This window comes from Dehalococcoidia bacterium, from assembly GCA_025054935.1.
GTDB lineage: Bacteria > Chloroflexota > Dehalococcoidia > SpSt-223 > SpSt-223 > JANWZD01.
Window position 1 is genome coordinate 1 of the sequence record JANWZD010000018.1, and the last position, 22,957, is coordinate 22,957.

The window sequence follows — 22,957 nt, forward strand, 5'->3', positions numbered from 1 at the left end:
AGCACACCCGGTTGCACCTATCTTCGTGAAAGGTGAGGATTGAAACGGCGGCCAAATCCGTCGCTCGTCGGCACACTCCAGTTGCACCTATCTTCGTGATAGGTGAGGATTGAAACCCCCACCCAGCGCCAACAACGCTGCCAGCCACAACGTTGCACCTATCTTCGTGATAGGTGAGGATTGAAACGTCCAGGAACAGCACTCCCGTGCCGTTCCTGAACAGTTGCACCTATCTTCGTGATAGGTGAGGATTGAAACTCCGCCGGGTTCCCCGCCAGGACGATCGATACACGCGTTGCACCTATCTTCGTGATAGGTAAGTGTTGAGGCACGATGAGAGACGACTCAGATCGCGGAGAGAGGGGGGGCACCTGTCTGGGGGAGAGGGATGAGGAGGAACGGCTCAGCGAATTGGCTCGCGAAAGTGAAGCGCAACTCGGCGATAGCGTGCAGGCGTATCCTCGATGCCGAGCGCGGCAAGCACATCATCAGGGCGACCAGCCCGTCCCTGCTCTGCCACAAGGCGCATCCTGATCTCCGCTTCTCCCTCCTGCCAGTTGCTCAGCTCCAGCGATAGGATCAGCGGGCGGAGATCGAAAGAGCGCCTCTTTCCGCCCCGATCCCGTTCGATCGGGATCGCCTCACGCGCGAGCAGCGCTCCGATCTGCTCCTCCAGTTCGGCTCGAGAACGCGTCGTCTCGAAGCAGACGACATAGTCAGCAGCAACGATCAGTCGCGCCAACGGCTTGCCGCTTGCCGGCCACGCTTCAAGCACTTCCACATCCGGCGGCAGCTGCGGCCGAAGCGCCGCGACCACTTCATCCGCTGACACCGCTTCGCGGAAGCCCAGCTCAACTAGCTCCTGCTCGCCCACAACCCCAACCGCAAGCGGCAGCGCAAACGAGATCGCCGGGCTCGGTGAAAAGCCTCCTGAATAAGCAAGCGGCAGCCCGGCGCGTCGACAGGCGCGCACAAACAGCCGCATCAGATCAAGATGCGAGATATATTTCACCGCCTCGCCGCGCCGAAACAGCAAGCGCAGCCGGCTCTTCGGCGGGGCACCGGCTGGCCCCTGGGGGGGTGCGCCTTTGTCCGTCAGCCGCGCCCCCGGCCGGCCGCCAGCGCCGCTTTCCGCACCGCTACCCGCTCCTCAAGCGTCGCGTTGAACAGCGTCGTGCATGGCTCAAACGTCTTATGCAGCCCACACGCCGAGCACACATCATAGTGACAGTCAGGCGTCGTCTCTTCACGGACACTCCGCCGGTAATCCCAGCGCAAAAAGGCCTCGCTCACCCCAGTATCAATGTGACTCCACGGCAAGGTCTCATCGAGCGGCCGGCGCCGATAGGCATACCACGACAGATCAAGCCCGCACTCAGCCGCAGCCTCATCCCAGATCGCCGGCTTGAAATGTTCACCCCAGGCGTCGAACCGTGCCCCTTTCCGATAGGCACGCTCTATAACCTCCCCAAGGCGCCGATCCCCGCGCGAAAGTGCCGCCTCAAGCCGGCTCTCTCCTGCATCATGCCAAGAGAGCTTCACGCCCGGAATGCGCAGCCCATCCTGCACAATCTTAATCCTTCGCGCGATCTCCTCCGGCTCAGCTTGGGCTGCCCATTGAAACGGCGTATGCGGCTTGGGAACAAATGTCGAGATCGTCACCCGCACCTCCGCGCGCGCGCCGCGGTATTGCCTGCCCAGCGCGTGCACCTTGCGGATGAGCGTCACAATCCCCCGCACGTCATCGTCCGTCTCCGTCGGCAGGCCGATCATGAAATACAGCTTGATCCCGTCCCAGCCGCGCTGAAACGCCAGCTCCACCGAGCGCATCAAGTCCTCTTCCGTCAGCGGCTTGTTGATCACATCGCGCAGCCGCTGCGTCCCCGCCTCAGGAGCAAACGTCAGCCCCGCTTTCTTCCCTTTCGCCACCGCATCGGCAAGCTTTACCGAAAAGCTATCCACCCGCAGACTGCTCAGCGAGATCTGGATATGGTCCTCGGCGTAGCGTTCCGCCAGCCGCGTCGCCACCTCATCAATCGTGCTGTGATCGCTCGTCGAAAGCGAGAGGAGCGTCACTTCGTCATAGCCAGTATTGCGCAGCAGCTCCTCAACCGTCGCAAGGATCTCCTCAGTCGAGCGCTCTCGCACCGGACGGGTCACCATCCCCGGCTGACAGAACCGGCAGCCTCGCGTGCAGCCGCGCATCACCTCAACCGCAACGCGATCATGCACCGTCTCCAGATACGGCACGATCGGTTTGGTCGGCAGCGGCGGCAGCTGCCGAACAATCGCTCGCCGCACCTTCGGCGGTGCTGCCGGGTCGGTCGGCACAATCGCCGCCACCGTCCCGTCCGGGTGATATGTCACCGCATAAAACTGCGGCACATAGACACCGCGCAGCCGTGCCGCCCGCCGCAGGAATTCCACCTTCTCTCGCCCGCCCGCAGCGCGCCACTCCTGATAGAGCGCAAGAAGCTCGGGCAGCGCTTCCTCAGCATCGCCGATCAGAAAGAGGTCAACAAAGAGCGACATCGGCTCAGGGTTGACGGTAGAAGGACCGCCCGCAAGCACGATCGGCGCAGCATCATCCCGCTCCGCTGCGCGCAGCGGCAGGCCGGCAAGGTCAAGGATCGTCAGCGCATTCGTGAAGCACTGCTCGTAGGCGAACGAAAAGCAGATCAGGTCGAAGTCCGCAAGCGGCCGGCGCGACTCAAGCGCATAGAGCGGCAAGCCAACCCGCCGCAGCTCTGCCTCCATATCCGGCCAGGGGGCATACACCCGCTCCGCCAGCCATTCCTCGCGGGCATTGATCAGGTGATAAATAATGCCGAGGCCGAGATTGCTCATCCCAACCTCGTATACGTCCGGAAAGGCAAGCGCAACCTTAACAGCAGCGCGGCTCCAGTCCTTAACGATGCTGTTAAACTCGCCGCCGGTATAGCGCGCCGGTTTCTGGACGCGCGGCAGAATGCGATCCAGTTGCTGAAGCATCGTGGGGTCCCATCTGCGGGGCATGGCCGCCCTCCTTCGGATTATATTGGCGGTGAAACGTGGTCGCCAAAAGGGGGCTCTCATGTCGTTACCCCTCCTTGCCACCCAACTCGTCGGAAGCTACACCAAGCCCCGCTGGCTCTACCGTCGCGAGGCGCTCCTCGGCGGCGAGCCGCACAAAATCTGGGTTCCCCCGCCTGACGTCCTGACCGAAGCGAAACAGGATGCGATCCGTCTCGCCATTCTCGACCAAGAGCGCGCCGGCTTGGATGTGATCACCGACGGCGAACAAGGGCGCGAGAGCTTTGCCAGCTATTTCTACCGACTGGACGGCATCGACCATGAAACTCTCGGCCCGCCCCAACGGGACGGGATCGACCTCTCCTTCGTTTCCGTCAGCACAGAATCACAAATCCAGCGGCCGAACGTTCTCGTGCCGCGCATTGTCGGGCCGCTGCGGTGGCGCGAGCCGATGGCACTGGAGGACCTGCGCTTTCTCAAACAGCACACCGCCAAGCCCGTCAAAATGACCGTGATCGGCCCGATCACGGCGGCCGCCCGCCTTTCCGACGCCTACTACGGCGACCTGCGCTCCGCAGCCCTCGGCATGGCCGAGGCGCTCAATCACGAACTGCGCGCGCTCGACGAAGAGGGGGTCGACCTCCTGCAGATCGACGAGCCGGACGTCCATTTCCTCAGCCGCGTCACCAACCCGTTCGTCGCAGAAGTAATCGACCGCGTGCTGGAGGGCGTCCGCGCCCGCACCATCATCCATATCTGCTACGGCTACTCAATCGCGATGAAGAACAAGCGCGTCGACGCGCGGTTTGGCGAGGTGCTGGAAGCGGTCTCACGCTCGCGGGTCGACTACATCAACATCGAGTACGAAGAACCGGGCCATCAACCCGACCTCCTGACTCACGCCGGAGACCGCGGGATCGTCCTCGGCGTACTCAATCTCGGCGACGAGCGTGTCGCCTCTCCCGAGTATCTCGCGCAGCGGATACGCGCCGCCCTTGCCGTCGTCCCGGCCGAACGGCTGATGCTGTCGCCGGACTGCGGCATGTGGTTCCTGCCGCGGTCTGTCGCCTATGCCAAGATCCGCGCGATGGCGCTTGCCGCCGCAATCGTCCGGGCCGAACTGCAGCCGATGCGCTGAGCCGAGCGCGCTGCCTCCGCCCGCGCGCACCGCTCCCCAGCAGGGACGCGCCGCCTCCCGGGCCGGCAGAAGTCACTCTGCGTCACCGGCCTGACGCTCCCGCCACGCGTCGAGCGAGAGCACGCTGCGCTCCCGCACTGCCACCGGCAGCGCAATGAGGGCGTAGATCAGGTCGCGGACAACATCATGCCAGCCGACAGAACGGCCCCCGAGGATGAGGCTGAGCGCCGGTACCGCCTCAGTGATGCCGCCAAAGCAGCCGCAGTCCTCAAGCGACAACCCCCGCAGCAGCGCCTGGGCGATCAGCGCGCTGAACAGCAGCAAAAGGCCGATCGCTGTCCACGCCGCGGCGCGGGTGAAGGTCCCGCTCAGCAGCAGCAGCCCAAGCAGCACCTCGCCCCACGGGAAGAGGAGCGAGACCCAGTAGACCATCCCGACCGGCAGGATCGCGTAGGCGACGAGCGCCGCTGAGAAAGAACCGGGCTCGGCAAGTTTTGCTCCGCCCGCCAGCAGGAACAGGGCGCCTATTGCCAGCCGACAGGCGACAGTCAGCCAGTCAGACAGGCCGATCGCCGCTGCCGCCTCCCGCTCGCGAAAAACATTTGCCATCAAGGAAACCATCACCGTAGAGTTCGACGTACCGAATCGTAGCGCGCATCATCATGGTGTTCATCACCCACTCTGGAGGACCGCTTTGGCGAAGTCGAAAACCCGGTCGGCAGCGCGCTCCCAAGCGCCAGCGGCCGCACTCTCATCCGTCGCTCCCGCACCGAATACGCCGAAGGTAAGCTCTGCCAAGAGCGCTCCTCGCCGCCCCCGCACCGCGCGCCGGCCAGTCGGGCGTCGCCTCGATTGGCGCTGGATCGCGGTCGGCGCCGTCGCCCTGCTCTTTGCCGCGATCATCACCGCGAATATCGTTGGCAACCGCGGAAGCGGCAGCACCACCGTCGGCGAAATTACCGGGCCGAGCATCGGACCGCTCCAGCGCGCGGCGTCCCCCCTTCCCATTGGAACGCCCGCTCCAAACCTGACCTGGACAATCAACGGACAGGCGGGCTCCCTCGAAGCTTTGCGCGGGCAGCCGGTCCTCCTCGAGTTTTTCGCGACGTGGTGTCCCCACTGCCAGTCCGAGACAGCCGTGCTCCGCTCCCTCCAGAATCGGTACGGCGACCGCGTCCACATCCTCGCTGTCAGCGCCAGCCCAAACGGCATGGATCAGCGTTCTCCCTCCTCCATCGCCGACATCGAGCGCTTCCAGAGCCGGTTTAACACCAACTACCCTCACTATTTCGACCGCGATCTCATCGGTGCCCGGCTCTACGGCGTGACGAGCTTCCCGACGCTCTATCTCATCGATCGCAACGGCGTCATCCGCTATGTCGCCGAAGGCGCGGCGCCAGAGTCGATCCTTGCGGCGGAGATCGACAAGGTGCTCACCAGCTAAGGCGTCAGGAGGGCCTTCCGGCGACCGACCCCCGCGCGGCGTCCCAGAACGGCTGCCGCGCTCCTAGGGCTTCGGCGCCGGCAACACCGTGATGGCGTCCTCGAAGGTTGCGGGACGGTTCGGGAGCGGACGGAGGTGGTCCGGAGGCGGCAGCGTGAACGTGCCGGTGATGAGATAGCGCACGATGTGTGGCCAGAGGCGGGGGTTGGCATAGACATTTTTCTGCTGGAAGCAGGAATGGACGCACCAGCACTCCCCTCGCCTGATGCTCGCCCGGATCTGCTCGGCCTTCTCCGATCGCCACAGCTGCGCGAACGATGCGTCGCGGAGATTGCCGATCGGCTCGCGAATCTCGCAGAAATAGAGATTGGCGCTCGCGTCCACGACCGCGCTCATTGTTCCCGCATAGCACGGAATCAGCTGCTTCTGCTGGCGCATTATCTCGATGTACAGCGTAAAGATGTACCGCTTCAATCCGAGCGCAAGCCACGACTGGAAAGGAGCGTTCTTCCCGTAGAACGCGTAGCGATCCCAGGCCCGGAAGATATGAGGCTTGACCGCTTCGAGTTGCGCGACCGATGGCGCGCCCAGCTGATCGTCAGGGCCGCTGCCGCGCATGATTTCGAAGTTGTGGAAGTCGATCTCAGGAAGCTCGGCCTGCACCCACTCGATCAGCGCCGGGACCTGCTCGATATTCCAGTTGCAGAGAACAGTGCCGACCTTCAGGATTGGCGGCCGGTCAGGGTAGGCGCGCTTGAGGGCGACGAGCGCCTCATAGGTCTCCTTGACCTTCTGGAAATTGCCCGGCACGCCCCGAATCCGGTCATGCAGTTCCCCCAGCCCATCGAGCGAGAGCAGGATCGCAACGCGCGTCTCGCGATGCTGTTCAATCATGGCGCGGACGAGGTCGCGGACCCGCTTCGGCATCAGCCCATTTGTCGGCACCGTGAAATCGGTCAGCCCGCGTTCGGCGAAGAGACCAAAGACCTGCGCTAGATCCTTACGGAGGAACGGCTCCCCGCCGGAGATGCCAACCGAGAGGAGCGCGCCGAGCTCGGCGGCGAGCCGCTCAATCTCCTCAAGTGTCAGCCCCTCTTCGCCTTGGTTGAGCGCTCGCCAGTTGAAGCAGTGCCCGCAGCGAGCGTTGCAGGCATCAGTGATGAAGAGGTTCAACTGGACCGGTCGGTCGAGCGTTTCCTTGCGGGAAAGCGCGAACTTCAGTTGCTCGAGCATGCGCCTCCTGCCAGCCGGCGAGCTGCGCCGACACACCACGCCAGCTTCGCCAGCCAGACGATCGGTGCGGCCTTAATGTAGCGGATCGCGCCCGGGTTGCGGAGGTAGATGGCGGCAGTCGTCGCGGTTGCGATCAGCGGCGCTGCCGCCGCGGTCGCCCACCAGTGGCGCAGCACCCACGGCGTGCCGAGCTCAAGCGCATAGCGTGTCCGGTTGCGGGCCGCATGATAGCCCCACTCGTAGCCGTGGGCGATCACGGCAGCCGGGCTGCGGCGCATCGTGTTGTGCCAGACCACGGCCCGGGGCTCGAAAAGGAGGCGGACGCCGGCGCGGCGGGCGCGCATCGTCCAATCGGTATCCTCGCCGATCCGCAGCCGCTCGTCGAAGGGGCCGATTTCCTCAAACAGCGCGCGGCGCGCCGACAGGTTCGCTGCCGGGACCTGGACCACCGGCCCCGCCGGACGCGACGGCAGGTAGCGGTTGAAGCTGGCAAGATTGTCGGCCAGCGCCCACAGGTTCGCACTCTCGACGCAGATCCCGCCCCCGACCACAACCCGCTCGCCGTGCGTTTCGTGGGCGGCAACTAGGGCAGCAATCCAGTGCGGGCTGGGGACGCAATCGGCATCGAGTGAAGCGATAAGTTCGCCAGAGGCCTCGCGGATCCCGCGGTTGCGCGCTGCTGCCGGCCAGAGCGGGCGGTCGGTTTCGATAAAACGAACCCAGGGGAAGCGCTGCAGGCAGTTGGGGGCATCGCGTCCTACCACGATCGTCTCCACGGCGATCTCTGCCGGCAGCTGCTGCCGGCAGAGCGCTGCCAGCCCCTGGTCGAGAACCGGGCAGTTCAGGTTCGCGATGACGACAGAAACCGAGCGAATGGCCGCCATGCTGCGCCGTCCCCCGGTGCAAGGATAGCAGTCCCGGTTGTGGAACGGGGGGGCAGGCTGTCGCGTATCCTTTCAGCATGACACCACTCCCGCCCGGCCGGACCGGCCGACACCGCATCGGCGCCGTCATCCGCTCCACCCTTCGCGGCGATCGCGACGATCCGACCACCCTCTACTCCTACCTCGGCGGCGGCGCGCTGCTCGCCGCAGATACGGATTATCTCAACCTCGGCTATTGGCAAGAGCAGCCGCGCAGCTACCGCGAGGCGGGCGATGCCCTCGCAGCCGAGCTCGCCCGGTTCGCCGGCTTTGCCGAGCGCCGAGAGGGCCGCCGGCGCGCGCCGAAGATGATCGTCGATGTCGGATTTGGCTTCGGGGAACAGGATGTCCTCTGGGCGCGCCGCTTCGGCCTGACGATCCTCGGGCTCAACCTGACGCCCGCCCAGATTGCGCGTGCCTCAGCGCGCCGCTTGGCCGAGCGCCTCGCCGACCGCATTCACTACGCCCGCGCTACCGCAACCGCGCTCCCCGTTGCCGCAGGCTCCGTCGACGGCGTGCTCGCTCTCGAGAGCGCGTTTCACTTTCGGCTGCGTGACGACTTCTTCCGAGAGGCGTTTCGCGTCTTGAAGCCGGGCGGCGTCCTTGCCGCCGCAGATATCGTAGCGCTGCGGCCGCTCGCGGGATGGTCGCCGGACGACCTGGCGCGGCGGCTGATGATTGGGCTCGGCCGACGCTTCTGGCACATTCCCGCCGAGAACCTCTACGGCCCTGAGGAATATCGCGCGCGGCTCGCCGCGGCGGGCTTCCAGCAGGTGGCGATCCGCTCGATTGGCGCGGCAGTCTTCCCTGGGATCCGCGCGCTGATGCGCCAGCCAGCGACGCTCGCGCGCTTCCCGTGGCGGGAACGGCCGCTCGTCTGGCTAGCTGGCGATGCCTTCTGGCTTCCGTATCGCGCAGGATGGATCGACTACGTGCTCGTGCGGGGAGTTAAGCCGAAGCCGGCCCGAGCGGGGAGAAATCGCACGGCTCAAGCACGCGCGCCCGTGCTCCCGTGAGCACGCCGTCCAGCCGGCGCCTAATCTCGGCATAGCGCGGGTTGGCCAGCAAGCGCGCCAGCTTCTCCTTCCGCTCTTGGTCATTGCGAAAGCCGAGCAGCCAGAGCAAACTCTCTTGTCCGTTCGAGCGGCTGTGCCAGACGCCGACGAGGTCCATGCCGAGCTCCCGCAGCAGCGGCACGGTGTGGTCGCGGCCGATTGCCTCGGCGGCAGGCGCCCCGCCCGGCTGCAGGATCTGCTCGTCAACGACGTAGACGCGATACGGGAGCGGCTGGACGCGTCCTCCCTGAAGACGGGCGCCGAGCGGCGAGAAGTCGAGTTCGGTCAGAATGTGGGAGGCATCCATCGTCCCGAGGCCGCGGTGGCGACCGAGCAGCGCCGGCCAGTCTTCTGCCAAGGCGTCGTCGGTTGGGCGCAGGGCACAGCTGGTCAGCCAGAGGAACCGGTCGTGCCCTTCCGTCCAGCAGCCTGCGATGCAGGGACCATGGCGCTCGGCGAGAGGGAGAAGCCGCGTTCGCCAGAGGTCGAGAAACTGGTCGCGCTGCCCCGGCGCGATCCGAAATTCATGCAGTTGCCACGGGATCATCGTTGACCTCCCCGGTCGCCTCCCCGTCGTTAGTACACTGCAGGCGGGGCACTGTCAAGCGTGAAAATGACAAACGCCGTGGAGCCCCACGGCGTCTCGGCGCTGTGCAGGGAGGCTCAGTTTGTTGCGGAAGGAGTGGCGCGGCGTGACCAGCGGCGAATAATCTCGGGATGCGGCTCGTTCTTAAACTCGTGGCACTTCTGACACTCGTGATGCAGGAGTTTCTCCCCGTCGATGACAATAGGGGTGATAACCCAATGGTGTGGCGGACAGGCACTCACCGAGTTGCTCACTCTTCGCTCGCTTTCTGGCCGGGTGGCCCCGGGATTAAGAATTTCCCTGCGAGTAACTGCAGAAGCCGCGGCCCTCGTTGGAATACCTATAGTATACCACATGCAGCACCACACGGCTACTCCTGCCACCATCCATGGCCGTTCCTGCAGCCGCGATGCGGCGGCGCGCTCCGGTCGCCTGCGGTGGCAGAGCGCTGGTGCGGCGGCGGTACCATGAGAAGGGGGCGACGGGAAAGACCCAGGAAGCCGCGCGCCGGCGGAGGGCGCAGAGGTCGAGAGAGGAGCGGCGCGCCTCCCCCATCCTGCCGCTGCCGCAGAAGGCGTTACGCTGGAAGCGCTGCGCCTGATCGAGGAGCAGGGCGCTTCCCTGCTCTCTTGACGGGCTGCCGAGCAGAGCGCAGCGGCGCAATGGGACGGGAAAGAAGCAAGGCGGCTGTTGGTTGATGGAGGAGGGGCGGTGATGCTGCATGGAACTGCGGAACCGGCGGGCATCCGCTTCTGCGAGCTCGAACCGGACGTGGCGGCGCACTGGCGACTGCCGCGTCGCGTTCCCCTCCTCGCGGCCGAGGCCGACGGCGTGACAGAGGCGAGCCCGGAAGCGATTGTGCGCGGCATCCGGGCGCTGCTGCTCGCTCAACCCGACCATCCCGATGCCGCCGCGTATCTTCGGTTCGCTCAAAAGACGGAGCGCGGGCTGTGGGATGCGGTCGCCGAAGCACGCGCGCGCGGCGACTGGCGGGCGCTGATCCGGGCGTGCGAACTGCTGACTGCCATCGACCCCGACGATGCGCGCGCGCTGTGTGACCTCGCCTTCGCCTATCGCCGGAGCGCTCCCGCGCGGGGGCGCCGGGCCGAGGAATTTTTCCGCCTCGCCGAGGCAACCTATCGGCGGGCGATTGCGCTCGCCCCCGAACTCCCCCAAGCCCAGACCGGGCTCGGCGGGCTCCTCGTCGAGCGCGGACGCCCTGAAGAAGCGGTCCCCTTCCTCGAGCACAGCTTGAAGGTCCGCGCCGACCAGCCGAGCGCCCATCTCTACCTCGGCCGAGCGTATGGCGCGCTTGGCGATGACCGCCGGGCGCGCGACCATCTGCAAGCCGCGATTGCCGCCGCGCCGGATGACCCGCGTCCGCATTTCTACCTCTCGGTGGCGCTGGCTCGTCTCGGAGACCGTGCTGGTGCGGCGGCCGCGCTCGAACGAGCGATGGCGCTCAACCCCGACGTCGTCCAAGCGCTGCTGGCAGCGCACCGCGGGGAATGACGCGTCCTCTCTTCGCTATCCTTTCGGCAGGCGTTCGGAGTTTTCGATGATCCCTACCCGAACCGTCCCAGTGGTTGACCGCTATTACGGCGTCGAGGTCGCCGACCCGTACCGGTGGCTGGAGGAGACGGAGAGCGAGGAAGTCAGCGCCTGGGTCGAGGCGCAGAACCGCGAGACGGAGAGGTGGCTCGCCGGCCCTACCCGCGACGCGCTGCGCGACGAACTGAGGCAGACTTGGAACTATCCGCGCTGGTCGGTCCCGTGGCGCGATGGCGGCCGGACCTTCTTTTTTAAGAACGACGGCCTGCAGAACCACGCCGTTCTCTACGTCCAAGACCGCCCCGATGCTGCGCCCCGGGTCCTTCTCGACCCGAACCTGCTGAGCGACGACGGCACGGTCGCCGTGGTCAATGTCGCCACGAGCCGGGACGGCACGCTCCTCGCCTATGGGCTCTCCCGCAGCGGCAGTGACTGGCAGGAGATCCGGGTCCGGCGCGTCGACAGCGGCGAGGACCTGCCTGAGACGATCCAGTGGGTGCGCTTCAGCAGCATCGCTTGGCGTCCCGATGGCGCGGGCTTCTTCTACAGCCGCTATCCCGAGCCGGGAAGCGTCTCTCCCGAGGATGCATCCCACTACAACCGCGTCTACTGGCACGCTGTCGGCACGCCCCAAGCCCAGGATGTCCTCATCTACGAGCGGCCGGACGACAAGGAGCTCGGTTTCGACCCAGCGGTGACCGACGACGGGCGCTATCTCGTACTGCACGTCTGGCGCGGCACAGACCCGAAGAACCGGGTCGCCTACCAGGACCTCGCGGCGGGTGGGCCGGTCGTTCCGCTGCTCGACGAGGAAGACGCGCGCTACACCGTTATCGATTCTGTCGGCCGGACGTTCTATGTCCACACTGACCGCGGCGCGCCTCGCGGCCGGATTGTCGCTATCGACCTCGACCGGCCGGAGCCGGCACACTGGCGCGAGATTGTCGCCGAGGCTGCCGACGTCATTGAAGCAGCGGCCATCATCGCCGACCGCCTCGTCGTCGTCTATCTCCACGATGCTCACCACGTCGTGCGTCTCTTCTCGCTCGAGGGTGCGCCGGCGGGCGAGATCCCCTTGCCGACGATCGGCTCAGTCGGCGGCGTCTCGGGCCGACGGGAGGATCGCGACGCTTTCCTCGCCTTCACCTCGTTCCTCTTTCCGACCACGATCTTCCGGTACGATTTTCCGAGCGGGGAGCTGACCCCTCTCTTCTCTGCCGCGATCCCGTTCGACCCCGACCAGTTTGAGACGCGCCAAATCGTCACCACCTCAAAGGACGGGACGCGCATTCCGGTGTTTGTCACGCATCGCCGCGGGCTGCCGCTTGACGGCTCGGCGCCGCTCCTGCTCTCCGGCTACGGCGGCTTCAACGTCAGCCTGACGCCGGCCTTCTCGGTGTCGGCGCTCACCTGGCTGCGTCACGGCGGGGTGTACGCCGTCGCAACGCTGCGCGGCGGCGGTGAGTATGGCGAGGAGTGGCACCAGGCGGGCGTCCGGATGCGCAAGCAGAACGTCTTCGACGACTTCATCGCCGCGGCCGAAGGGCTGATCGCCCTCGGCTACACCCGGCCGGAGCGGCTGGCGATCCGGGGGGGCTCGAACGGCGGCTTGCTGGTCGCGGCCTGCGTCGTCCAGCGTCCTGACCTCTTCGGCGCAGTCGTCGCTCAGGTGCCGGTCGCCGACATGCTGCGCTACCACCGCGCCGACATCGCCCGGGAGCCGCACGCCGGCCAGTTCTGGACGCCGGAATACGGCACCCCCGAGGAGAGCGAGGAGATGTTTCGCGCCTTGCTCGCCTATTCGCCCTACCACAACGTCCGGCCAGGGACGCGCTATCCCCCTATTTTGATCACTACCGCCGATCACGACGACCGGGTCGTCCCCGCGCATGCGCTGAAGCTCGCCGCCGCCCTTCAAGCCGCAAACGCGGGCGACACGCCCATCTTGCTGCGCGTCGAGACCAAGGCGGGCCACGGCATGGGCAAGCCGATCTGGAAGACGATTGAGGAAGAGGCGGATGTGCTCGCCTTTCTCTTCCGCGCCGTTCGGATGGGGTGAGGGGATGGCGGCGCTCCGGGCAGGCGTTCAGGAAGCGCGAGCTGCGCGCTGCCCCGCGGCGCAGCACGGTGGAGGGGATGTCTGCGCCCTCGGCGCAGTCGCGCGCGGTGAGGGGGGAGGCGTGACGACCTCGGCCGCCTCGTCGCGCGCCGCGGCAGCGAGATCCTGCGCGCGCTCGCCGCGCTCCCGCACAAACAACTTTGAAGATCTGCGCGGCAAGCAGGGGGCGGCGCTGGCAGGAGCGCTCAGTCCTTGCTCGCCGCGCGCCTCTCGGAGGAGGCGATACCGCGATGAAAATCGCTGTGTTCAGCACCAAGCCCTATGACCGGGCGAGTTTCGAGCGGCACAACGCCGCCTTTGGGCATGAACTGCATTTCTTCGAGGCGCGGCTGCGGCCGGATACGGCGGCGCTCGCCGATGGGTTTCCGGGGGTCTGCGTCTTCGTCAACGACCGCGTCGACTGTGAGGTGATCGCCCGCCTCGCGGCGGGGGGCGTCCGCATCATTGCGACGCGCAGCGCCGGCTACAACCAGATCGATCTCGAAGCAGCCGATCGCCACGGCATCGTGGTCGCTCGCGTCCCTGCCTATTCGCCGAATGCCGTCTCCGAGTTCACGGTTGGCCTTATCCTCACCCTCGGCCGCCAGATCCACCGCGCCTACAACCGCGTCCGCGAGCACAACTTCGAGCTGACTGGCCTCGTCGGCTTTGAGCTGCGCGACAAAACAATCGGGATCATCGGCACCGGCCGGATCGGCACAGCGACCCTGCGCAACCTGAGCGGCTTCGGGGCGCGGCTCCTTGCCTACGACGTGGTCCGCAACGCCGAGGCGGCAGCGTTGGCGGAATACGTCGATGATGTGCTCGACCTCGCCCGTCAGAGCGACATCATCTCCTTGCACGTGCCGCTGACGCCCCAGACCTATCACCTCGTCGATGAGCACTTCCTGCGTCATGTCAAACCGGGCGTCTTTCTTGTCAATACCAGCCGGGGCGCTCTCCTCGAGACGCGCGCCGTCATCGAGGCGCTCAAAGCGGGCACAATCGGCTTCTTGGCGATCGATGTGTACGAAGAGGAGGAAGACCTCTTCTACCAGGATCTTTCAAACCACGTCATCGCCGACGACGTCTTTGCCCGCCTGCTCACGTTCCCGAATGTTCTCGTGACCGGCCATCAAGCCTTTCTCACCGATCACGCACTCCGCGCGATCGCCGAGACGACGCTCGAGAACTTTCGCGAGTTCGAGCAGACCGGCCGCTGCACCAACGCGGTGACGGTTGACGTCATGCGAGGAGGCGAGCCGCCGGTGCAGCGTGTCCTCGAAATCGACGAACTCCTCGAAATCCTCGGCGACGACAGTTGACCTCGTGCGAGGAGACGGGTCGCCGGTCGGAGGGCAGTCATCGTCGGAGCAGCAGACCCCCGACCGCGACCGAGCGGGCCGAAGCTGACGGCGGCTTTCTTAGGCTGCTCTCTTGATCCGTCGAGCAGGGCCGGCGGAGGATGGGCTCCCCGCGCGCCGGCGAAGCGGGAGAACCGTCCCTTCGGGCGCGCGCTACTTCGGAACGCGGTAGGTGCAGCTTTCGTCGCCTTCGACGATCGAGCCTTCCCGGACGACAGGCTTGTTGACGACGGCGGTAAAGAGGTCGGCTTCGCACTGGCAGGCGACGGGGAAGCGCGAGGCGACCTCGTAGATCGGGCAGTTATGTTCGCGGATCACGTAGCTGTCCGGCTGCTCCTCCACGCTCGCCATGTAGCCGTCTTCATTGCGGAGACGGACCAACTCCTGAACGCGCTGAGCGGGGTCGTCGAGCGGCGCGACACGCTCCTGCAGGACGCGGGCGTTGCGGGCGCGCAGGAGCTGTTCCAGCTTCTCTTCGCCATCGAGCGCGACGAGGTCGGCAATGAGGTCGAGCGAGAGCTGGCGATAGCCTTGCGGAAATAGGGCATCAGCGGCGGGGGTGAGCTGGTAGAGGAGCGCCGGCCGTCCCCGCGGCTGCTTCACGGTCGAGACGCGGACGAGCCCCTCCGCTTCCAGCGCTTCAAGATGCTTCCGGACAGCCACCGGCGTGATGCCGAGTGCGTCGGCAAGCGCTTGGGCTGTCTGCCGGCCTCGCAGCTTCAAGGTGCGCAGGATCGCCTCTCGGCCTCGCGGACGATCAGTCGGGTGCATCGGTCGCCCTCGCTCCGAGTATATCGAGGCGTCGTTCCTCCGTCAACATTCTCTAACTCTCTGGTTTTTCAAAACCACTGAGTTGCGAAAAGCGCGCAGATGTGCTAGGGTACAGGGCGAAAAGGAACGAGAAAACGCGAGGGAGCGCGCATGACCGAGGAGAGCGGTCTTGTCATCAACGACCTCCACGTGGCCGTTGATGGCAAGGAGATTGTCAAGGGGCTGTCGCTCACGATCCGGAAGGGCGAAATCCACGCGCTGATGGGCCCGAACGGCTCGGGGAAGAGCACGCTGGCGAACACCCTGATGGGCCATCCCGGCTACGAGGTGACGCAGGGCGAGATTGTGCTCGACGGAGCGAACATTGTCGATGAGCCGCCGGACGAGCGGGCGCGGCGCGGGCTGTTTCTCGCTTTCCAGTATCCGACGTCGGTTCCGGGCGTCAGCATGGGCAACTTCCTCCGCTTAGCGATGAAGGCGGTCCAAGGGCGCGATATCCCCCCGATGGAGTTTCGCCGCACCGTCCAAGAGAAGATGAAGCTGCTCAAGATGGATAGCTCGTTCCTTTCGCGCTACCTGAATGAGGGGTTCTCCGGGGGCGAGAAGAAACGAGCGGAGATCTTGCAGATGGCGCTCTTGCGGCCGAAATACGCAATCCTCGACGAGACCGACTCCGGACTCGACATCGACGCGCTCCGCATCGTCTCGGAAGGGGTGAACGCCCTCGCCGGCCCGGACCTAGGCATCTTGGTGATTACGCACTATCAGCGCTTGCTGCAGTACATCCAGCCGCACTTTGTCCATGTGCTGGTTGATGGGCGCATCGTCCGGTCGGGCGGACAGGAGCTTGCCCATGAACTCGAAGCGCGGGGCTACGACTGGGTGATCCAAGAGGCAGCGGCAATGAGCGGGGAGGCACGACCATGACGCAGGATCTGCAGGCGCGCGAAGCAGCGATCCTTGAGGAGATCAAGCGCGAATACAAGTACGGCTTTCATGACGAGGCCGAGTATGTGTTCAAATCGGAGCGCGGCCTGAACGAGCGGGTCGTCGCGCAGATTTCGGAGATGAAAAACGAGCCGGCGTGGATGCGCCGCTTCCGGCTCCGCGCGCTCGAGATCTTCCGCCAGAAGCCGATGCCGACCTGGGGCGGCGATCTCTCTGAGATCGACTTTGACTCCATCCACTACTATGTCCGGCCGAGCGAGCGCGCCGCGCGCTCGTGGGATGAAGTGCCGGAATACATCAAGAACACCTTTGATCGCCTCGGCATCCCGGAGGCGGAGCGGAAGTTCCTTGCCGGCGTCGGCGCGCAGTATGAGTCGGAGGTCGTCTATCACAACCTCCGCGAAGACCTTGAGAAGCAGGGCGTTATCTTCCTCGATACGGACAGCGCGCTGCGCGAGCACGAAGCTCTGTTCCGGGAATACTTCGGGACGGTGGTGCCGCCAGCGGACAACAAGTTTGCGGCGCTCAACTCGGCGGTCTGGAGCGGCGGCTCGTTTATCTATGTGCCGAAGGGCGTGAAGGTCGAGATCCCGCTGCAGGCCTATTTCCGGATCAACACTGAGAACATGGGCCAGTTCGAGCGCACGCTCATCATCGCTGACGAAGACAGCTACGTCCACTATGTCGAGGGCTGCACCGCTCCGGTCTATTCGACCGACTCGCTCCACAGCGCCGTCGTCGAGATCATTGTCAAGCGGGGCGCTCGGGTGCGCTATACGACCATCCAGAACTGGTCGGTCAATGTCTACAACCTCGTCACCAAGCGCGCCGCCGTCTATGCCGATGGCGTGATGGAATGGGTCGACTGCAATCTCGGCTCGAAGCTGACGATGAAGTATCCGGCGGTCTATCTGATGGAGCCGGGCGCCCGCGGCGACATTCTCTCCGTGGCCTACGCCGGGCGCGGCCAGCATCAGGATGCGGGCGGGAAGATTATTCACGTCGCGCCGCGCACCAGCTCGACCGTCATCTCCAAGTCGATCTCCAAAGATGGCGGGCGGACAAGCTATCGCGGCTTGCTCAAGGTCTATCCTGGCGCCGTCGATGTGAAGTCCAACGTCCGCTGCGACGCGCTGCTGCTCGATGACCAGTCGCGCTCCGACACCTACCCGTATATCGAGGTGGAAGAGAACCGCGTGACGCTCGGTCATGAGGCGACGGTCAGCAAGGTCGGCGAGGAGCAGCTGTTCTACCTGATGAGCCGCGGCCTCTCGGAGCAGGAGGCGACGACCCTAATCGTCAACGGCTTTATCGAGCCGATTACCAAGGAACTGCCGCTCGAATACGCCGTTGAGATGAACCGGCTGATCCAGCTTGAAATGGAAGGGTCGGTCGGGTAAGAACTCGCTCGCCAGCTGCCCCGCCCTGGCGAGCGCAGCGCCTGTTTCACGTGAAACTTCTGAGAGGAGAATGGGCATGAGTGGCGCCCGTGGGCCGGCGCCGGGCCTCCCTTTGACAGGAACGGGGCGGCTGGCCGGCGGCTTCAGCCGGGCCGGTGTCGACGAGCTTTCGCAGCGCAAAGGCGAGCCGGAATGGCTGCGCCAGCGGCGGCTGGCGGCGTGGGAGGTCTTTTCGGCAACCCCGTGGCCAACCGGGAAGGAAGAGGCTTGGCGCCGGATCGATATACACAGCGTCACCCTCGACGGCATCGTGCCGGTCGTTGGGCCGGACGACGGCGCTGTCCCGCCGCCGCTTGAGGAGGGCGATGCGTCAGAAGCGGGAATGATCGCGCTCCACAACGGCGCAGCGGTCGCGTCGCGCGCGGCGCTGCCGCCCGGCGTGATCTTCACGTCGCTCGACGCGGCGGTGCGCGACTACCCCGACCTCGTCGAGCCGTTCCTCGGTACGATCGTTCGGCCTGAAGATGGGATCTTCGCCGCCCTCAACACGGCGTTCTGGTCTGGCGGGGTCTTTCTCTATGTTCCCGCCGGTGTTGAGGTGGCGCTGCCGCTGCGCGCGCTCCATTGGGCGGACGGCGCCGGCGTTGGGGTCGGCGGCCGGTCGCTCGTTGTGGTCGACGCGGGCGGTGCGGCGACGTTCATCGACGACTGCCTGTCCGCCCCCGGGGCCGCAGGGCTCGTTACTGACGTGGTCGAACTGCGCGTGGGCGCGGGCGCCCGCCTGCGCTACATTGCGCTCCACGACCGCGGCCGCGGCGTCGCGAGCTTCTCCTGGCTCCGCGGGATCACCGCCCGGGACGCGACCCTACACTGGTTGCTCGTCGTTCTCGGCAGCCGCCTCGCGCGCGTCGACCTCGCCGCGGTGATGGACGAACCGGGCAGTACTCACGAACTGCTCGGTCTCTGCTTCGGCGATGACGCGCAGCAATTCGACCTGCACACCCTGCAGCTTCACGCTGCGCCGCACGCCACGAGCGACTTGCTCTTCAAGAGCGTTCTCAAAGAGAGCGCGCGCTCGGCGTTCGCCGGGCTGATCCAGGTCGCCAAAGGCGCCCAGCGGACCGACGCCTATCTTGCCAACCGAAATCTGCTCCTTTCTGACAAGGCGCGGGCGGATTCGATCCCGACGCTGGAGATCGAGGCGAATGATGTCCGCTGCACCCATGGAGCGACGGTGGGGCCGATCGACGAAGAGCAGGTCTTCTACCTGATGACACGCGGCATCCCGCGGATCGAGGCCGAGCGGATGATTGTGGAAGGGTTTCTGGAGCCTCTTCTCTCCCGGGTGCCAATCGAGCGCGTTCGCGCGCGCCTCGATCAGTCCATTGCGCGGAAGATGGAGGGACGATGAGCGAGTTCCGTCCGGTCGCCAAACTGAGCCAGCTCCCGGATAATTCCGTCATCCGGGTCGAGCTTGATGGGGAGGCGATCGCTGTGGCGCGCTCGAACGGCGAGGTGTTTGCCTGCCAAGATGCATGCACGCACGAAGAAGCGTCGCTCTCCGACGGCGATGTCTTCGACGGGGTGATCGAGTGTCCGCTCCACGGCGCGCGCTTTGACCTGCGCACCGGCGCAGTCAAGTCGCTGCCAGCAGTCACCCCGATCGCGGTCTTCGAGGTCAAAATCGAGGGAGATGATATCCTTGTGAAGCGGTAGCAGGATCGAGGGCGACGATGCTCAACGAACAGCAGATCCGCGCCGACTTTCCTATCCTGGCGCGAACGGTGCACGGCAAGCCGCTTGTCTATCTCGACAGCGCGGCGACGGCGCAGAAGCCGCGCCAAGTCATTGACGCGCTCGTCGAGTATTACTCGCGGCACAACGCCAACGTCCATCGCGGTCTCCATGCGCTCGGCGATGAAGCGACGGAGCTGTTCGAGCAGGCACGCGCCACCGTCGCCCGCTTCCTCAACGCGCGCGACCCACGGGAGATTATCTTCGTTCGGAATACAACCGAAGCGATCAATCTGGTCGCCCGCGCCTACGGCGGACGCGTGCTCGGGCCAGGCGACGAAGTCTGGACGAGCGCCATCGAGCACCATAGCAATTTGGTCCCGTGGCAGCGCATTGCCGCCGAGCGCGGCGCGACGACACGCTATTTCCCAATGGACGAGGAGCAGTCGCTGCCGCTCGCGTCGCTCGACCTCCTCACCCGGCGCGCCAAGATCGTTGCTCTCGTCCATGTTTCAAACGCGTTCGGCACGATCCATCCGGTTGAGCAGGTGGTCGCTGCGGCACATGCCGCCGGTGCGGTCGTCCTAGTCGACGCCGCGCAGAGCGTCCCGCATATGCCAGTTGATGTCCAGGCCCTTGGCTGCGACTTTCTCGCGTTCTCCGGGCATAAGATGTGCGGCCCGATGGGGATCGGCGTGCTCTGGGGACGGCTCGAGCTGCTCGAAGCGATGGACCCCTTTCTCAGCGGCGGCAGCATGATCCAGGAAGTCTTCTATGACCACGCGCTGTGGGCCGAGCCGCCGCGCAAATTCGAAGCTGGCACGCCCAATGTCGCCGATGCCGTCGGGCTTGCTGCCGCGATCCGCTATCTCGACGGGATCGGGATGGCGAACATCCGCGCTCACGAGCGCGAGCTGGTCGCCTACGGGATGGCGGCGCTGCGTGCTCTGCCCGGCGTGCGCGTCTACGGTCCCGCCGACCCTGACCGGCATGGCGGCGTCCTCTCGTTCACGGTGGACGGGATCCATCCGCACGACCTCGGCACGATCCTCGACCAAGAGGGGATCGCAATCCGGGCCGGCCAGCACTGCTGTCATCCAGCCATGCGCGCCCTCGGTATCAGCGGGACAGCGCGGGCGAGCGTCTACCTCTACACGCTGCGCGACGAACTCGACGCGCTGGTTGCCGGGATCGCGCGCGCGCGCGAGGTGTTTGCTCTTGCTTAATGAACTTTATCGGGAAATCATCCTCGACCACTATCGCAGCCCGCGCAATCGCGGAGAGCTGCCCGACGCCGATACCAAGGTGCGCGGCAGCAACCCAATCTGCGGCGACGAAGTGACGCTCTACCTGAAGATCGGCGACGGCGCAATCGCGGCTGCCCGCTCGACCGGCAATGGGTGCTCAATCAGCCAAGCGTCGACCTCGATCATGACCCAGGCGATCGTTGGCCGTTCGCTTGAGGAGGCGCTCGCTCTTGTCGAGCAGGTCGAGGGGATGATGCGGGGAGGCGGCGTGCCCGAAGGCCCGAACCTCGAGGACCTCGCCGCCCTCGAGGGCGTCCGCAAGTTCCCGGCGCGGGTCAAGTGCGCGCTGCTGCCGTGGGAGACCCTCAAGCAGTCGATCCACGAATACCGCGCACGCTGAGGGCACTGAAGGCCGCCGCGACTGCAGCGCGAACGGTCCGCTGACGAGGAGGATCCAGCGAGGCCGACCTCGCGATCGCGCCGGCGCACGCGACCATTTTAGGGATCGGCTATACTCAAGCGACGTTCGAGCTGATCCCGGCGCTGTTGAAATGCGCTCCGCTCTGAGACCTGAGGACTGAACCCACGATGCCGAAGCGAACGTACCAACCGAAGCGGATCCCCCGCAAGCGCGAACATGGCTTCCTCGCCCGCATGCGGACACGCGGCGGACGCCTTGTCCTGAAGCGTCGGCGGCTGCGTGGCCGCCGAAGGCTGACCGTCGTCTGACGCGCGGCGGTGCGCCGTGAGCACCGGCTTCGCCGAAAGGCAGAGATCGACCGTGTGTATCGAGAAGGTCGACTGGTCTCCGGGCCGCTGGTGACGCTTCGCGTTCGGCCGAATGGGTTGGACACGTTCCGTTTTGCGGTGGTGGCAGGAAAGCGGGTAGGAAGCGCAGTCGTGCGGAACCGGGTGCGACGGCGCCTCCGGGAGATTGGCCGGCAGCTGCCGATCCGACCGGGGCTTGATCTGGTCTTTGGGGCGCGGCCGGAGGCAGCGACAGCGACGTTCAGCGAACTGACGGCGGCGGTGATCGACCTGCTCCGTCGGGCCAAGGCGCTCGGCGGAACGCCGGCCGACCGCCCGATGGCGACTTTTCCTCGATGAAAGCACTGATGATTGGCGCGATCCGGCTCTATCAGAACACGTTCTCGCGGGCGCTGCCGCCCTCGTGCCGCTTTGTGCCCTCCTGTTCCCAGTACGGGATCGAAGCGATCGAAAAGTACGGCGTCGTTCGCGGCATACTCAAAACAGCGTGGCGCATCGCCCGCTGCAATCCGTTTTCGGCGGGCGGCTATGACCCCGCTTAATCATGCCGCTGCCGTGCTGTCACTCTCGGTGGGACGCTTCCGCACTGCCAGAAGGCTGAGGAAGAGAGGAGGCCCCCTGCTTACTCTTGCGGCCGCCGCGCTCCTCACCTCCGCCTGCTTCGGCGCGGTGCCCACGGGGTGGTCGGCAGCGCAGCCGGACCGAACGATGGTTTATGTCTCGCTCGCGAGCGGCCGCGTCGTCGCGGCAGTCGCGGCGACAGGCGAACGGCGGTGGGAGTATCCTCCGGAGAACACGCTCGGCATGCCCTACTATCCGCCCGCCGTGGGGAACGACATCGTCGTCGTGCCCAACACCCACAACAACAGCGCGAAGGCGGTGGCGCTGCGCGCCAGCGATGGCCAGCGGCTATGGGAGCAGGATCTCCGCAATGCCGAGAACCTGCCGATGCCGCCGAAAAGCGCGCCTCTCGTCACGCGGGAGAGTGTCTATTTCGGCCTAGCGGACGGGACGGTCGTTGCGCTCGACCTGACCAACGGAACGCGGCGCACGGCCTTTTCCTTCAAGGCGCGCGATGCGGTCTGGGGCCAGCCGGTGCTCCGCGATGGCGTACTCTACGTCACCTCGATGGATCACACGGTGTATGCGCTCGACCCGGAGACCGGCCAAGTGCGCCGCACCTTTCGGGCCAATGGCGCCATCCCGGGCTCGGTGTCGTTCGGACGCTATCTCTACGTTAGTTCGCTGGACGAGACCGTGTATGCGCTCGACCCGGTGACCCTCGACCTGCGCTGGACGGCGCGCACTGGGGGGTGGGTGTGGAGCGAGCCGCTTGTTGAGGGGGAGACGCTTTATGTCGGCAGCTTCGACCGGAAGCTGTACGCCATCGACGCCCTGAGCGGCGAGATCCGCTGGACGAGCACCGTCGGCGGGCGGATCCGCCCGAAGCCGGTGCGGGCCGGCGAGTGGATTGTCGTCGGGGCGGACGATGGTAAGATTTATGCCATAACACGAAGCGGTCAACAGGAGTGGACGTTCAACGCCGGCGGTCCGGTCGTCAGTCCGCTGGCTGCCGACGGCGACCTCGTCTACGCGAGTGACAACAACAGTCATCGCCTGTTCGCGCTCGATGTGCGGACGCGAACCGTGCGATGGGAACTTCCGTCAAACCGGTAAGGAGAGCA

General features: G+C 65.7%; 23 protein-coding genes and 1 CRISPR repeat array. Of the genes, 16 read left to right on the forward strand and 7 right to left on the reverse strand.

Annotated elements, in window-relative coordinates:
* Positions 1–10 precede the first annotated feature (10 nt).
* A CRISPR array of direct repeats spans positions 11–330; the repeat unit is 36 nt; unit sequence GTTGCACCTATCTTCGTGATAGGTGAGGATTGAAAC.
* Between the two features lie 73 nt (positions 331–403).
* Both NZ773_15065 and NZ773_15070 read right to left on the reverse strand, forming a co-directional pair.
* Entirely contained in the window at positions 404–1,036 is a 633-nt protein-coding gene (locus tag NZ773_15065; protein MCS6803245.1) for a TIGR03936 family radical SAM-associated protein, read from the reverse strand.
* 59 nt (positions 1,037–1,095) lie between these two features.
* Positions 1,096–3,015, reverse strand: a complete 1,920-nt coding sequence (locus NZ773_15070; GenBank protein MCS6803246.1) for a TIGR03960 family B12-binding radical SAM protein — start codon at positions 3,013–3,015, stop codon at positions 1,096–1,098.
* A 58-nt stretch (positions 3,016–3,073) separates the two neighbouring features.
* Between NZ773_15070 and NZ773_15075 the strand changes: the two genes are divergently transcribed.
* Complete coding sequence (locus NZ773_15075; protein ID MCS6803247.1) at positions 3,074–4,150, forward strand: hypothetical protein; 1,077 nt, start codon at positions 3,074–3,076, stop codon at positions 4,148–4,150.
* A 72-nt stretch (positions 4,151–4,222) separates the two neighbouring features.
* On the opposite strand, the gene NZ773_15080 is transcribed toward NZ773_15075, so the two are convergent.
* A complete protein-coding gene (locus NZ773_15080; protein MCS6803248.1) occupies positions 4,223–4,759 on the reverse strand; it encodes a DoxX family membrane protein in 537 nt (178 codons plus the stop codon).
* Between the two features lie 85 nt (positions 4,760–4,844).
* Here NZ773_15080 and NZ773_15085 point away from each other — a divergent pair, with 85 nt between their 5' ends.
* Positions 4,845–5,594 (forward strand): TlpA family protein disulfide reductase, encoded by a 750-nt coding sequence (locus NZ773_15085; GenBank protein MCS6803249.1) that lies wholly within the window; start codon positions 4,845–4,847, stop codon positions 5,592–5,594.
* Positions 5,595–5,657: 63 nt separating this feature from the next.
* Here the strand turns inward: NZ773_15085 and NZ773_15090 are convergent, their stop codons facing one another.
* Entirely contained in the window at positions 5,658–6,827 is a 1,170-nt protein-coding gene (locus NZ773_15090) for a radical SAM protein (protein MCS6803250.1), read from the reverse strand.
* Positions 6,812–7,711: a glycosyltransferase gene (locus tag NZ773_15095; GenBank protein MCS6803251.1), complete on the reverse strand. Its 900-nt coding sequence runs from the start codon at positions 7,709–7,711 to the stop codon at positions 6,812–6,814. Before NZ773_15095 ends, NZ773_15090 begins: the two co-directional genes overlap by 16 nt.
* Before the next feature lie 77 nt (positions 7,712–7,788).
* On the opposite strand from NZ773_15095, the gene NZ773_15100 reads away from it, so the two are divergent.
* Entirely contained in the window at positions 7,789–8,766 is a 978-nt protein-coding gene (locus NZ773_15100; protein ID MCS6803252.1) for a methyltransferase domain-containing protein, read from the forward strand.
* Here the strand turns inward: NZ773_15100 and NZ773_15105 are convergent.
* Positions 8,699–9,352 carry an NIPSNAP family protein gene (locus NZ773_15105; protein MCS6803253.1) on the reverse strand — a complete coding sequence of 218 codons (654 nt, stop codon included), beginning with the start codon at positions 9,350–9,352 and terminating at the stop codon, positions 8,699–8,701. The two genes, NZ773_15100 and NZ773_15105, sit on opposite strands and share 68 nt — an antisense overlap.
* Before the next feature lie 753 nt (positions 9,353–10,105).
* Here NZ773_15105 and NZ773_15110 point away from each other — a divergent pair.
* The 3 genes from NZ773_15110 to NZ773_15120 all read left to right on the forward strand — a co-directional run bounded on the left by NZ773_15110 (position 10,106) and on the right by NZ773_15120 (position 14,365).
* Entirely contained in the window at positions 10,106–10,903 is a 798-nt protein-coding gene (locus NZ773_15110; GenBank protein MCS6803254.1) for a tetratricopeptide repeat protein, read from the forward strand.
* 46 nt (positions 10,904–10,949) lie between these two features.
* Entirely contained in the window at positions 10,950–13,001 is a 2,052-nt protein-coding gene (locus tag NZ773_15115; GenBank protein MCS6803255.1) for a prolyl oligopeptidase family serine peptidase, read from the forward strand.
* 290 nt (positions 13,002–13,291) lie between these two features.
* Positions 13,292–14,365: a 2-hydroxyacid dehydrogenase gene (locus NZ773_15120; GenBank protein ID MCS6803256.1), complete on the forward strand. Its 1,074-nt coding sequence runs from the start codon at positions 13,292–13,294 to the stop codon at positions 14,363–14,365.
* Positions 14,366–14,557: 192 nt separating this feature from the next.
* On the opposite strand, the gene NZ773_15125 is transcribed toward NZ773_15120, so the two are convergent.
* The gene (locus NZ773_15125; GenBank protein ID MCS6803257.1) at positions 14,558–15,175 is read right to left on the reverse strand and encodes a transcriptional regulator; all 618 of its coding nucleotides are present in this window, start codon (positions 15,173–15,175) and stop codon (positions 14,558–14,560) included.
* A 150-nt stretch (positions 15,176–15,325) separates the two neighbouring features.
* On the opposite strand from NZ773_15125, the gene sufC reads away from it, so the two are divergent.
* From sufC to NZ773_15175, 10 genes are all read left to right on the forward strand, one after another.
* Positions 15,326–16,102 (forward strand): Fe-S cluster assembly ATPase SufC, encoded by a 777-nt coding sequence (sufC, locus tag NZ773_15130; GenBank protein MCS6803258.1) that lies wholly within the window; start codon positions 15,326–15,328, stop codon positions 16,100–16,102.
* The gene (sufB, locus tag NZ773_15135) at positions 16,099–17,523 is read left to right on the forward strand and encodes a Fe-S cluster assembly protein SufB (protein ID MCS6803259.1); all 1,425 of its coding nucleotides are present in this window, start codon (positions 16,099–16,101) and stop codon (positions 17,521–17,523) included. Before sufC ends, sufB begins: the two co-directional genes overlap by 4 nt.
* Positions 17,524–17,599: 76 nt before the next feature.
* Positions 17,600–18,934, forward strand: a complete 1,335-nt coding sequence (gene sufD, locus NZ773_15140; protein ID MCS6803260.1) for a Fe-S cluster assembly protein SufD — start codon at positions 17,600–17,602, stop codon at positions 18,932–18,934.
* The gene (locus NZ773_15145) at positions 18,931–19,239 is read left to right on the forward strand and encodes a non-heme iron oxygenase ferredoxin subunit (protein MCS6803261.1); all 309 of its coding nucleotides are present in this window, start codon (positions 18,931–18,933) and stop codon (positions 19,237–19,239) included. Before sufD ends, NZ773_15145 begins: the two co-directional genes overlap by 4 nt.
* Positions 19,240–19,256: 17 nt before the next feature.
* Positions 19,257–20,483: a SufS family cysteine desulfurase gene (locus tag NZ773_15150; protein ID MCS6803262.1), complete on the forward strand. Its 1,227-nt coding sequence runs from the start codon at positions 19,257–19,259 to the stop codon at positions 20,481–20,483.
* Positions 20,476–20,904, forward strand: coding sequence for an SUF system NifU family Fe-S cluster assembly protein (locus NZ773_15155; GenBank protein ID MCS6803263.1), 429 nt, complete (start codon positions 20,476–20,478; stop codon positions 20,902–20,904). The genes NZ773_15150 and NZ773_15155 overlap by 8 nt, the downstream gene beginning before the upstream one ends.
* 188 nt (positions 20,905–21,092) lie before the next feature.
* Positions 21,093–21,233 carry a 50S ribosomal protein L34 gene (gene rpmH, locus NZ773_15160; GenBank protein MCS6803264.1) on the forward strand — a complete coding sequence of 47 codons (141 nt, stop codon included), beginning with the start codon at positions 21,093–21,095 and terminating at the stop codon, positions 21,231–21,233.
* A 9-nt stretch (positions 21,234–21,242) separates the two neighbouring features.
* The gene (rnpA, locus tag NZ773_15165; GenBank protein ID MCS6803265.1) at positions 21,243–21,611 is read left to right on the forward strand and encodes a ribonuclease P protein component; all 369 of its coding nucleotides are present in this window, start codon (positions 21,243–21,245) and stop codon (positions 21,609–21,611) included.
* Positions 21,608–21,814 carry a membrane protein insertion efficiency factor YidD gene (gene yidD, locus NZ773_15170; protein ID MCS6803266.1) on the forward strand — a complete coding sequence of 69 codons (207 nt, stop codon included), beginning with the start codon at positions 21,608–21,610 and terminating at the stop codon, positions 21,812–21,814. The genes rnpA and yidD overlap by 4 nt, the downstream gene beginning before the upstream one ends.
* On the forward strand, positions 21,801–22,949 hold the full coding sequence (locus NZ773_15175) for a PQQ-binding-like beta-propeller repeat protein (protein ID MCS6803267.1): 1,149 nt from the start codon (positions 21,801–21,803) through the stop codon (positions 22,947–22,949). Before yidD ends, NZ773_15175 begins: the two co-directional genes overlap by 14 nt.
* The last annotated feature ends 8 nt before the right edge of the window (positions 22,950–22,957 follow it).